7 protein-coding genes and 1 tRNA gene are annotated in these 12,346 nt (G+C 59.1%); 6 read left to right on the forward strand and 2 right to left on the reverse strand.

Going from position 1 to position 12,346, the window contains the following annotated elements; all coding sequences use genetic code 11:
- Positions 1–203: 203 nt before the first annotated feature.
- Positions 204–4,016 carry an SEL1-like repeat protein gene (locus tag EYC79_RS04245; RefSeq protein WP_130977234.1) on the reverse strand — a complete coding sequence of 1,271 codons (3,813 nt, stop codon included), beginning with the start codon at positions 4,014–4,016 and terminating at the stop codon, positions 204–206.
- Positions 4,017–4,356: 340 nt separating this feature from the next.
- On the opposite strand from EYC79_RS04245, the gene EYC79_RS04250 reads away from it, so the two are divergent.
- The 6 genes from EYC79_RS04250 to EYC79_RS04275 all read left to right on the forward strand — a co-directional run bounded on the left by EYC79_RS04250 (position 4,357) and on the right by EYC79_RS04275 (position 10,796).
- Positions 4,357–6,150 carry an acyl-CoA dehydrogenase C-terminal domain-containing protein gene (locus EYC79_RS04250; protein WP_062427013.1) on the forward strand — a complete coding sequence of 598 codons (1,794 nt, stop codon included), beginning with the start codon at positions 4,357–4,359 and terminating at the stop codon, positions 6,148–6,150.
- A 69-nt stretch (positions 6,151–6,219) separates the two neighbouring features.
- Positions 6,220–7,428, forward strand: coding sequence for an acetyl-CoA C-acetyltransferase (locus EYC79_RS04255; protein ID WP_130977235.1), 1,209 nt, complete (start codon positions 6,220–6,222; stop codon positions 7,426–7,428).
- Between the two features lie 10 nt (positions 7,429–7,438).
- Entirely contained in the window at positions 7,439–7,651 is a 213-nt protein-coding gene (locus EYC79_RS04260; RefSeq protein WP_130977236.1) for a hypothetical protein, read from the forward strand.
- Positions 7,652–7,685: 34 nt separating this feature from the next.
- A complete protein-coding gene (locus tag EYC79_RS04265; protein ID WP_130977237.1) occupies positions 7,686–9,902 on the forward strand; it encodes a 3-hydroxyacyl-CoA dehydrogenase NAD-binding domain-containing protein in 2,217 nt (738 codons plus the stop codon).
- Between the two features lie 173 nt (positions 9,903–10,075).
- On the forward strand, positions 10,076–10,483 hold the full coding sequence (locus EYC79_RS04270) for a hypothetical protein (protein WP_130977238.1): 408 nt from the start codon (positions 10,076–10,078) through the stop codon (positions 10,481–10,483).
- Between the two features lie 237 nt (positions 10,484–10,720).
- Positions 10,721–10,796, forward strand: a tRNA-Phe gene (locus EYC79_RS04275).
- A gap of 185 nt (positions 10,797–10,981) precedes the next feature.
- Here EYC79_RS04275 and EYC79_RS04280 read toward each other — a convergent pair.
- Positions 10,982–11,290, reverse strand: coding sequence for a hypothetical protein (locus EYC79_RS04280; RefSeq protein WP_130977239.1), 309 nt, complete (start codon positions 11,288–11,290; stop codon positions 10,982–10,984).
- Between the last annotated feature and the right edge of the window lie 1,056 nt (positions 11,291–12,346).

Raw genomic sequence — 12,346 nt, forward strand, 5'->3', positions numbered from 1 at the left:
GGGCGTCCCGGTCGGCTCAAAGCCACCTGTCCGCCAATTCAAATCTCTGTCTGAAAGAAGGCTTTAAGGGCCTTCGTTGGTCATGCCCGGCAGGCCACGACCTGTCAATCATTCAACGGCAAATACGTTGATAATTTGAAAAGAAGAAGGGCCGGAGCGACATTGTTGTCCCGGCCCCTCCTACAGGTCAGTTTTTCGTCCGATTACTTGTTACGAGCGAGCAGCGCCGTCACCAGTTCGTCGGTAATGCGACCGTCCGGAGTCTGGCCGACGGATTTCTGGAATTCCCGAATGGCCGCGACCGTGGTCTTGCCAAGCTTTCCGTCCGGCACACCGGCCTTGAAGCCGTTATTGTTGAGGATGGCCTGAATGTTGCGGATCGCCTTCTGCATGTCGACCGAAGAGGTCTTCACGCCGCCGGCATTGGTCCACTCATCGGGAAGGTTCACCGAATTGGCATCTTCATTGAGCGGCGTCACTTTCCAGGCGTCGACCTTGGCCTTGGCGCTGGCAAGCTGTTCCGGCTTCATTGCCTTGGCCACATCGTCGCGCTTCTGGGCTGCATCGGCATCACCATCGCGGGCAGCAATGGCGAACCACTTGTAGGACTCTTCCAGGCTCTGCTGAACACCGCTGCCGCGCGCGTAAAGGATGGCAAGGTTGAACTGGCTGTCGCGAACGCCGAGATCGGACGCTTTGATGAACCAGTCTGCAGCGGCCTTGTAGTCGGGCTGGCCTGCCGCGTCGGATGTCAGCAGGACGGCGAGATTGTGCATGGCGCCGGCATTGCCCTGGCTGGCGGCCATCTCATAATAGCGCTTCGCTTCCGGCAGATTGCGTTCGACGCCATTTGCCTTCTCATACATGTTGCCGAGACGATATTGCGCCGGTGCGAAACCACGGTCCGCCGCAAGTTTATACCACTTGGCCGCCTCTGCGCGATCCGCCTGAACGCCGACGCCATCAGTGTAGCGTACTGCGATTTCGAAGAGCGCCAGCGCATCGCCTTTGCCCGCCGCCTCTGCCAGAGAGGCCGGCGTGATGGCGGACGGGACGGCAATCGCGGTTTCAACCTGTGGTGCTAAGGTACCGGGCTCGCTGGTGTTGGCACCGGCTGTATCGGTCTGCGGTGTGCCGCTCGGCTGGAGCTGCTCGGCCGCGGCCATCTCGGTGCGGGGTGCTGCGACATTGATGGCAGGCGCCTCTTGCGGCAGAGGTGCGCCGCCAATCGGCCGCGTGTCGATCAAATGACCCTGTCTGTCGGCATCGCTCTGCATCCGGTCGGCTGCCGCCTGAGCGGTTTCGTCAACCGGGGCGGTGGAGGGCTCTGTAACGGCCTGATTGGTAACGTCCGGAATTGCGGACGATACAACGCCGGGCTCAGCGTCGATCGTGCTCGTCGTCACCCGTTGAGCAGGCGGTGTGTCGGAACCGACAAGCGATTTGACCATGGGCATGGCCATCATCGCCAGAAGAATGGCGCCAATCCCAAGCAGAAGTGGGCGACGATAGCGCGCCAGCATGGACGCGCCCTTGGGGCTGCGGCTACTTTTTGCCGACCCGGAGTTAGTCGCCCTTTCTGGCATGGTTTCAAGTGCGGCGGCCTGGGCCGCACGACGTGCAGCTGCGATGAAATCAGCGCGGTTGTCGCCGTCCTTGTCGCCGGCACGCTGAGCATTCTGGCTGGCACGAACCCGCTCCAGAATCTTCTTCACATCCGGGGCACCGGTGCCAGGCTCCAGAAGCTCATTTTCATCGTCGGACGAGAGAAAATCGATCGGATCGAGAGCCGGCGCCGGGTTGACGTTGGTGCGCCCGTTTGCAGGGGCAGACGCGTCACCCTCGGATCTGGCTGCGCCCGATTTGAAACGGCGGGTCAGGCTGGCAAGGAGGCCCTGCTTTTCTTCGGCGACAGGTTTGGCCGCTGCGGGAGGCGCAAAGGCGGTAGCCGTATCCGTATCGAAGGAAGATGTGGCGGTCGCAGCTGCCAGCGAGGAAAGACTTTCCTCCGAGAAGCTGGCGAAGGGCATCGGAGAATTGGAGGCCGAATGCTCTTGCTCATAGGCAGGCGCAGGCGCGCGGCGATCATCCAGCGCATCCAGACGGCTTGCGATCTGCAACAGGGTTTCGTGTAGCGCCTCGAAGGTGCGGTGGGTGCGTTCATCGGTGTTGCGGCTCAGGCCCTCGAGTTTGCGAAGGTCGTTCGCCAGTTCCGAAAGCACCACCATGTCCGCGGGGCTCGCGGTCTGCGCCAGGTTGTTGCGCGTGTGCGCTTCCAGCACCGCTTCGGCTGCCTGTCGTGCCGCCTCGATGATATATTCGTCATTGGACGCCATATAGTCTTCGATTGCGCTCATCCGCGCATCAAGCTCAGGCGGCATGCCCGTGGGCTGGGCGTGGCTCTGCTCGTTCAGCATCGAGGACAGATTGGCGATGTGGCTCTCGAGGCTCGCAAGCGCGCCGGGATCGGTATTGCTGGAGCGGGTTGTTTCGTCGAGCTTGGCGGCGATCTTGCCGAGACGGTCTTCAAGGCGAAGGAAGGCAGAATCATAGGCCGCGTTTTTGCCGGACACTGGACGCGTATCGATATCGTCAATACGCCGAGCAATCTTGTCCAGCCGTTCGGCCAGCTTGTCATTCACCGCACCATTGCCGAGCAGGTCGATCTTCTTGGAAATATCGGTGAGGAACGACGTCAGTTCAGGCTGCGCCGGCGTGCGCTTGGATTGCTCCAGATAGGCGGAGAGTTGGTCGAGTTGCTCGGTGAGCTTCGAGATGTGGCGATCTGATGACAGCTCCTCGATGCGGTTTGCCAGCGCGTCGAGACGCCCCGTCAGTGCGTCGGACGGCTTGTCCTTCTCAGCACTCATGTCCTTCAGCTGGTCAAGCTGGCCCGAAAGACCGTTGAGGCGGTTCTCAAGCCGTTCCATCAACGCGGCATCTGGCGAATGGTGAGCACGATTGGAGGTCGCGGCGATCGCGCGGCTGATTTCGTCCAGACGCTGATCGACACCGGAAAAATGCTCGGTGAGAACATTCTCGTTCGGCTGAATGCGGCGGCCCAGCTGCTCGACGAAGCCCGCCATGGTGATGAGCTTGTCTTCCAGCGCGCGGATGGCCGGGCTGTTATTGGCATTGCCAAGGTCGCTCTTGATGTCGTCAAGACGATAGGCGAGCGCGACGATCTCTTCCTTCAGCGCGGTCTGGTCGAAACCGCGTAGCGTGTCTTCGACCTCGTCCCAACGACGCTCCATCTTGTGCATGCTGTCCTGGCGAGCCATCTGCTCGACCAGCGAGCGCAGTTCCTCGACCTCGGAGCGCAGCGCCTGGGAATCCGGTCCAGATGTCGTGCTGAGGCGGTCGATGCTCGCGGCAAGACGGGCAACGTCTTCGCGAATATCCTCGGCGAAATCCTGGTTTTCGGCAAAGGAGCGGATGTTGCGCAACTCGCTGCGCACACCCTGCATCTCGCGCGCAACGCCTTCGGAGAGTTCGTTCTTCAATTCCTGTCGCAGGTTGACGAGTGCTTCGGCCACTTCGCGCAACGCCGCATCGCCCTGCGAGGCCGGTGCTGGGGCGGCTGGTGCGCGTGAGGGGCGGCTGCGCTCGACATGCGGCGCTTCTACCGGGGCTGCCGGTCGCGCGCGATAGGCCGGAATGGCGGTGGAAGCACGGTAATCCTGATCGTCATAACGACGCTGTTCCTGCTGCATCGCGCTGCGGGCAGGCTGCGGCGCTTCATAGGCGTCGCGGCTCCAGTGGTCATCGAGCGCTTGCTGACGGCGGCGAATTTCATCGACGGGATCGAATCGGCGAGAGCTTGGTTCGCGCTGGGCACGAGACGGTGCGGGCGCGCGCTCCGGCGGGCGTTCGGCAGGTGGTTCGCGACGGCTTCTTTCCATCGGGCCGCCCAGCAGGTCTTCAAGCCGTGCTTCCAGACCTTCGATGGTGCGATTGAGCGCGTCCAGCGACGATCTGTCACTCTGTCCTCGGGAATTCGATCGCAATCCGCTCATCTTGCTGCTCGCTTCGTCTTTGCCGTTTGACCCTTCCACCGACTGGAAAGGGGTATGCCGTTCTTCTCCTCTGGAACTGCGTCGTTTCCGAAGCACTTCCTTAAAACAGGACAATTGCCTATCTATGGTTAATTAAGAGTTAATTAGAATTTACTGCTTTAATACTTTCTTCATGATTATCCTTGCGCGAAACTTAATGCGGGATACACGATATTGTTGCAAATGGTGATGAGGGGAAAATTCTCGCCAAAGACATTTGACGTTTACGCGCACGTCAAATATTGTGAGCTCATCTTGAGGCCGGATAAGGTCCGGCGAGCGATGCGGAGGAACATCGGTAATGCCTGTGTACAAGGCCCCTGTTAAGGACACTCTTTTCATTCTCAACGACGTTCTGGGTCTGGAGCGCTACAACAACCTGCCCGGTTTCGAAGACGCAACGCCCGATATGATCGAGGCGATTACCGGCGAGGCTGCAAAGCTTGCCGAAGAGCAACTCTTCCCGCTCAACCTTTCCGGCGACCAGCAAGGCTGCAAGCGCGCCGAAGATGGCACGGTCTCCGTGCCGGACGGTTTCAAGCAGGCCTATGACGCTTACTGTGAAGGCGGCTGGAGCGGTCTGGCCGTGCCTGCCGAGTATGGCGGGCAGGGGCTTCCCTACACGCTGCACGCCGCCGTCGGCGAATTCATGTCGTCTGCCAACCTGTCGCTGATGATGTATCCCGGCCTGACGCAGGGCGCGATCGCCGCGATCCTCGTTCACGGCACGGATGAACAGAAGCAGACCTATCTGCCCAACATGGTGGCTGGCACATGGTCCGGCACGATGAACCTGACCGAGCCGCATTGCGGCACCGATCTCGGCCTGCTGCGCACCAAGGCCGTGCCGCAGGGTGACGGCACCTACAAGATCTCCGGCCAGAAGATCTTCATCTCCGCCGGCGAACATTCGATGACGGACAATATCGTCCATCTGGTGCTCGCCCGTATCGAGGGCGCACCGGAAGGCACCAAGGGCATCTCGCTCTTCATCGTGCCGAAGTTCCTGGTCAATGCCGATGGCTCGCTTGGCGAGCGCAATGGCGCGGTCTGTGGTGCGATCGAGCACAAGATGGGCATCCACGGCAACGCCACCTGCGTCATGAACTATGACGACGCGACCGGCTACCTGATCGGCGCGGAGAACAAGGGCCTTTCGGCCATGTTCGTGATGATGAACGAGGCGCGCCTCGGCGTCGGTCTGCAGGGTCTTTCGATCGGCGAGATCGCCTACCAGAACGCTGCAAACTACGCCCGCGATCGTATTCAGGGCCGTTCGCTCTCCGGTGCCAAGCATCCGGACAAGAAGGCGGACCCGATCATCGTTCACCCCGATATCCGTCGTTCGCTGTTGACGATCCGCGCCTATAACGAAGCCGGCCGCGCCTTCCTGCTGTGGACGGCGCTGCAATCGGACATTGCACATCGTTCGACCGACGAGGCGGCACGCCAGGCGGCAGACGACCTGCTCGGCCTCGTTACCCCAATCGTCAAGGGTGTGTTGACCGACAAGGGCTTCGACCACGCAGTTGCCGCTCAACAGGTCTATGGCGGTCACGGCTATATCGAAGAATGGGGCATGAGCCAATATGTGCGCGACGCCCGCATCACCATGATTTACGAGGGTGCCAACGGCATCCAGGCGCTCGATCTTGTTGGTCGCAAGCTTGGTCTCAATGGTGGCCGTGCCGTCATGGCGCTCTTCAAGGAAATCGGCGATTTCTGCGAAGAAAACCGCGCGGACGAAAATCTGGTCGTCTACACAAAGGGCCTGAAGAAGGGCTTGAACGATCTGCAGGCTGCAACCATGTGGTTCATGCAGAACGCCATGGCAAAGCCGGACAATGCCGGCGCTGGCTCCACAGACTATATGCATCTCTTCGGTCTGGTGGTCCTCGGTTACATGCACGCCCGTATGGCGAAGGCGGCCCAGGCTTCGCTGGCCTCCGGTTCTTCCGACGAAGAATTCCTGAAGGCCAAGCTCGTCACGGCCCGCTTCTTCATGGAACGCCTGATGCCGGAAACGGCGCTGCGCAAGACCCGCATCGAAGCTGGCAGCGATACGATGATGGAGCTCGCTGCCGAAGCGTTCTGACACGGATGAGGAGGCCGCATGCGGCCTCCAACAATTTTCAGGCAGTCACCTGCCACAGGGAGATGAGACATGACCGACGTTTTTATTTATGACCACGTCCGCACCCCGCGCGGACGCGGCAAGAAAGATGGCAGCCTGCACGAGGTGCCGTCCGTTCGCCTTGCCGCCAAGACGCTTGAAGCGATCCGCGACCGCAACGGACTCGATACGGCGACCGTCGATGACATCATCATGGGCTGTGTCGATCCGGTCATGGATGCCGGTGCGGTGATCCCGAAGGCGGCAGCGTTTGAGGCGGGATACTCGACCAAGGCGCCGGGCATGCAGATCTCGCGCTTCTGTGCGTCGGGACTCGACGCCGTCAACTTCGCCGCCGGCAAGGTTGCCGCAGGATCGGACGAAATCGTCATTGCAGGCGGCGTGGAAAGCATGTCGCGCGTCGGCATGGGCATGTCGGGCGGTGCCTGGTACATGGACCCTTCGGTCAACTTCCCGGCCTATTTCATGCCGCAGGGTGTCTCGGCCGATCTGATTGCCACGAAGTACAGCTTCTCGCGTGACGACGTGGATGCCTATGCGGTGGAGAGCCAGAAGCGTGCCGCGCACGCCTGGGAGAACGGCTACTTCAAGAATTCCGTCATTCCCGTAAAGGATCAGAACGGCATCACTATTCTTGACCGTGACGAGCACATGCGCCCCGGCACAGATATGCAGGCGCTCGCCTCGCTCAACGCCTCCTTCCAGATGCCGGGTGAAATGGGCGGCTTCGAAGCCGTCGGCATTATGGCGCATCCGGAAGTAGAGCGGATCACCTACGTCCATCACGCCGGCAACTCGTCAGGCATCGTCGATGGTGCGGCCGCTGTTCTGGTCGGTTCGAAGGCCGGTGGCGAAAGCATGGGTCTGAAGCCCCGCGCGCGCATCCGGCACTTCGCCAATATCGGGTCCGATCCGGCCCTGATGCTGACCGGTCCCGTGGACGTGACGGAAAAGCTTTTGAAGAAGACGGGCATGTCGATTGCCGACATCGACCTCTTCGAACTCAACGAAGCCTTTGCCGCCGTCGTTCTGCGCTACATGCAGGCCTTCGACATCAGCCACGACAAGATGAACGTCAATGGCGGCGCCATTGCCATGGGTCATCCGCTCGGTGCCACGGGCGCCATGATCCTCGGCACGGTTCTCGACGAGCTGGAACGCCGCGATCTCAACACCGCGCTGGTCACGCTCTGCATCGGTGCAGGCATGGGCACCGCGACGGTGATCGAGCGGGTTTGAGTGACTGGCCATGCGGCGGGAGGTTTACGAACGACCCAAGAACGAGGTTGAGCAGCAACAGCTTTTGCACAATCTCGGCAAGGACATGGCGCAGGATTACGATCAATCCACCCGCGTCCTGACCAAGGAAGACATGAAGACCAGTCGTGCCGAAAGCAGAGGTCTGATCGTCTTTCTCGTTCTTGTGTTTGTCTGCTTGGGCCTCGCCGTCTGGCTGTACTGACCGAAAAGAGAATTCAGGGAAGAGGAATCCCACAATGAGCACTTACACCAATTTCAAAATCGAAACCGATGCAGACGGCATTGCCCTTGTGACCTGGGACATGCCTGAAAAATCCATGAATGTTTTCACCGCCGAGGTGATGGAAGAGCTGAACGCCATCGTCGATGCAACGGTTGCGGACGCAGCCGTCAAGGGCGTAGTCTTTACCTCCGGCAAGAGCACTTTCTCCGGCGGCGCCGATCTTTCGATGATCAAGTCGATGTTCTCCTTCTACCATGAAGAGAAGACGAAGAACCCGGATGAAGCAGCCCAGAAGCTCTTCAATCTCGTCGGCAAGATGAATGGTCTCTTCCGCAAGATCGAAACCAACGGCAAGCCCTGGGTCTCCGCCATCAACGGCACCTGCATGGGCGGCGCCTTCGAACTGTCGCTCGCCTGCCATGGCCGCGTGGCTTCGAGCGCGAAAAGCGTCAAGATCGCGCTTCCGGAAGTCAAGGTCGGCATCTTCCCCGGCGCCGGTGGCACGCAGCGCGTTTCGCGCCTGACCGATGCGCAGTCGGCGTTGCAGATGATGACGACCGGCCAGTCTCTGACTGCCCAGCGCGCCAAGGCGATGAACCTGGTGCATCAGGTCGTGGAGCCGGATCAGTTGATTGCCGCTGCCAAGCAGATGATCAAGGACGGTTTGAAACCCATCGCCCCATGGGACGAAAGAGGCTTCAAGGCACCCGGCGGCGGCATCTGGACGCCAGCGGCCGCACAGCTCTGGCCAGCCGCACCGGCGATCCTGCGCCGTGAAAGCGCCGGCAACTATCCGGCCGCGCTCGCCATCCTGAAATGCGTCTATGAGGGCCTGCAGCTGCCCTTCGACACCGCACTGAAGGTCGAGCAGCGCTACTTCACCGAGATCCTTCGCTCGAAGGAAGCCTTCGCGATGATCCGCTCGCTGTTCATTTCCATGCAGGAACTGGGCAAGGGCGCACGCCGCCCTGCCGGTCAGCCGAAGAGCGACTTGAAGCATGTCGGTGTTGTCGGCGCCGGCTTCATGGGCGCCTCCATTGCCTATGTCACGGCTGTCGCAGGCCTCTACGTCACGCTGATCGACCGCGATGAGGAAGCCGCAGCCAAGGGCAAGACCACCTGTGAAGGTCTGGTCAAGGGTTCCGTCGACAAGGGCCGGATGACGCCGGAGGAGGGTGCCGCCATTCTCGCGCGCATCACCCCAACGTCGGATTACAACGCGCTGAAGACGGCAAACCTGGTCATCGAGGCCGTCTTCGAAGACCGCGACGTGAAGAAGGCCGTCATCGAACAGGTGGAAGCGGTTCTGCCGGAAGGCGCGATCTTTGCCTCCAACACCTCGACGCTGCCGATCACCGGCCTTGCGAAGAACTCCAAGCGCCCGGTGGATTTCATCGGCATTCACTTCTTCTCGCCCGTCGAGAAGATGATGCTGACCGAAGTGATCCTCGGCAAGGAGACCGGCGACAAGGCGCTCGCCGTCGCGCTGGATTACGTCGCCAAAATCAAGAAGACCCCGATTGTCGTCAACGACACGCGCGGCTTCTTCGTCAATCGTTGCGTGCTGCGCTACATGGCAGAAAGCTATGAAATGCTGATCGAAGGCGTGCCGCCGACGATGATCGAAAACGCCGCAAAATTCGCCGGCATGCCGGTCGGCCCGCTGGCGCTGAACGATGAGGTGGCGATCGATCTGTCCTACAAGATCCTGAAAGCCACGGCTGCGGATCTCGGAGACAAGGCCGTCGATCCACGCCACATGGAGTTGGTCAAGAAGCTGGTGGAAGACGAAGGCCGTTTCGGCCGCAAGAACTCCAAGGGCTTCTACGACTACCCGCCGAAGCCCGCCAAGAAATCCCTCTGGCCCGGCCTGAAGGACCTCTACGCGCAGAAGAAGCCAGAGGACGTTGACATGGACGTGCTGAAGCAGCGCTTCCTCGTCACCGTAGCACTGGAAGCGGCCCGCACGGTGGAAGAGGGCATTGTGACCGATCCGCGTGAGGCCGATGTCGGCTCTATCCTCGGCTTCGGCTTCGCGCCCTATACCGGTGGCGCTCTGTCCTACATCGACGGTATGGGTGTTGCGAACTTCGTGGCACTGGCAGAAAAGCTCGAAGCTGAATACGGCCCGCGCTTTGCCCCGACGCCACTCTTGAAGGATCTGGCTGCCAAGGGCGAGACCTTCTACGGTCGCTTCGACCCCTATGCCAAAGCTGCCAAGGCCGCTTGAGCGAAACAGGTCACAACAACGAAAAGGCGGCCATCCGGTCGCCTTTTTCTTTTGTGCGAGCGCGGCGCGCTTCCTCCAGGCGGTACTGCATCCTTTTGCCCCCTCCGGCGTTTGGAGAAGGAGTTCTCCTGAGCATGATCGGGAGCCCAAGGATATTCCAAAAGGAGATGTGAATGAGAGCGCCCGCACGATCCCACGGTTTCGACAAGCCGGCCGACCTGGAAGACGAACTGGCTCAGTTGGACGAAGAGCGGGCAGACGAAAAGCCGAAAGCGCTCGATCGTCGTCCGGCCCCGCCAAAGCCCGGAAGAAAACCTGCGGAAGAAGCATCGCTGCAAGCACAGATCGCAGACCTGCGCCGTGATCTCGACGAGGTCCGTCGCGAGGTCGAGAAGCTGAGCGCATCGCGAAATGCGCCATCTCGCTCGAGTTCATATGACACCCCGAACTGGCTCCCCGTCGTCCGATCCGTCGCCATCACTTCGCTCGCGAGCCGGATCTTCGCCTCGTCGCCGATGATCGCACTTCTCGTGGCGGCCGTTCCGTTCGCACTTGGCCTCACCGCGGGATCGAAACAATAAGCCTCTGATCAGCGTCCAGAGCACGCCTTTTATGGAGCGGGGGCGAGGAACATCTGGTTCCTCGCTCCCCTCTTTTTGATAGCGTCAGAAGCTTCGAAACGGGCTGAAGAAAAACTGTCAAAAAAGTTCGTCCGGGCGCTTGCCATGTCCGAACAAGATGCTATAACCCCGCTCACTTCCGGGGCGGAACACTCCCCGGCGCTTCAAAAAAGCGAAGGTTCTTCAAGAGCCTGTAGTGCCCGGATAGCTCAGTTGGTAGAGCAGCGGATTGAAAATCCGCGTGTCGGTGGTTCAAATCCGCCTCCGGGCACCATTAGATCCTTAATATCATTGGTGCTTTAAAAAGCTCTTTGATCCTGCATATGCTAGAAATACAGCAGCACAAATCTTGCACACCCCAAAAAATTGCTCTTTTCCTTCAAGGCTCGTTTTGCAAGATGCGGCTTGAATTAGCGCGGCTTTAACTCACGTCAACCAAAGCGAGGCCAACACCAACTTTCAAGCTAGCAAGAAGCTTAGTATTGCGGATGGAATTTGCAGCAGGGTCAGCATTTTCCAACGAGAATCTGTATAGAGGCGCACGGCGTCGGCCCGACCTCGATCAACATCTCTCAGGCCCTGCAAGGCGTTTAGCATGATCGGAAAAAACGTAACGATGAACGCATCGCTGAGCTGCGCGGAGCGTGGGTTAGGCGCATACATCGAGATGAGAGGCGCGACGGCGACAATAGGTGTGATCTGTACGAAGACGGTAATCGGAGCAAGGAACAACTCGATGATACGAGATTGCGCTAAAATGACAGCCACCTTGACGCCTCCGACTGTGGTAAGGAGCAGTGCACAAAGTCCTGTGCCAGCGGTGTTCACAAATGCAGGCCCTAGTATCCTCCCAGTCGGGCAACAAAGTGCTACCTACAAGGGCGGGGCTAGGATTATATAAGTCGGCACCTGGCTGTAGCGAGCAATAAGCTCCCAAGCAAAATTACGAAAAGAGCACCCAGAGCGGCAACAGCTATGCGGTGAGCGTTGAGGAAAGATTCTGACTGCACTGCGCGGCACGAAAATCCATTTACGTTCAATACGTATAATCGGCAACAATGTTGCGAAGCTTGCGAGGATCATAAGTAATACGCAAATCGTTGATCAAGTTTTTTGCGTGGTTTATAACGTTTTCTTACCCATTCCGAAATGTTGACCGGCGTTCTCTACGTTGAATTGCGGACAAGCTGTCGACTAACGTCACCATCAGTGTATTCTCGGTCTACCAGCGGAGAACCACATTTTGACGTTTATTGATCCGAAGAGTATCCAAGCAATTATTGCCATATTTCAGCCAGTAGGTCGTTTCCTAACCCATCGCTTCACACGCGGCCTAAAGTTGGCAGATTACGAGATCGACAGTGGGCAATTCTTGAACCTTCACATGAAAAACACTTTCGGAAGCCCGATAAAGATCGAGAAAATAGTCGTCTATTCACCGAGAAGAGACCAATCGCTGCTATACAGGAGAACGCCTGCAATGAGAGCGGACGAGGAAGCTGTTTTTCAGGTAAGCATCGATGTTCTCCAGCCCGTGTATGTCGCTTTTGACTGGCGGCCTATTGATAAAATCACCGCGTCAGAATCTCGCCTCGATAAAATTCGTTCCGTCTGTAGGCGACATTTTCCTACCCGAGTCAAATTCACAGCGAACCAAATCGCCGCCATAGCGGAGCTACCTCCGCGCAGGGCGGCGGACTGATCGGCCAGCGAGCTGCCATAGTGCCAGCAGCGTGCTCCTTGGCCTCGCGCCATTTTCTACTTAAAGGGTTTACACAGCGACAGGTTTCGGCTCCTTCGAAACTACTATAGCTCCAATCTCAC

The organism is Agrobacterium cavarae (assembly GCF_004310285.1).
Classification (GTDB): domain Bacteria; phylum Pseudomonadota; class Alphaproteobacteria; order Rhizobiales; family Rhizobiaceae; genus Agrobacterium; species Agrobacterium cavarae.

What these genes read in the sequence shown, in the direction of transcription:
- EYC79_RS04245 (WP_130977234.1), bottom strand. Translation starts at nt 4,016, where the DNA reads ATGAGCGGATTGCGATCGAATTCCCGAGGACAGAGTGACAGATCGTCG.
- EYC79_RS04250 (WP_062427013.1), top strand. Translation starts at nt 4,357, where the DNA reads ATGCCTGTGTACAAGGCCCCTGTTAAGGACACTCTTTTCATTCTCAAC.
- EYC79_RS04255 (WP_130977235.1), top strand. Translation starts at nt 6,220, where the DNA reads ATGACCGACGTTTTTATTTATGACCACGTCCGCACCCCGCGCGGACGC.
- EYC79_RS04260 (WP_130977236.1), top strand. Translation starts at nt 7,439, where the DNA reads ATGCGGCGGGAGGTTTACGAACGACCCAAGAACGAGGTTGAGCAGCAA.
- EYC79_RS04265 (WP_130977237.1), top strand. Translation starts at nt 7,686, where the DNA reads ATGAGCACTTACACCAATTTCAAAATCGAAACCGATGCAGACGGCATT.
- EYC79_RS04270 (WP_130977238.1), top strand. Translation starts at nt 10,076, where the DNA reads ATGAGAGCGCCCGCACGATCCCACGGTTTCGACAAGCCGGCCGACCTG.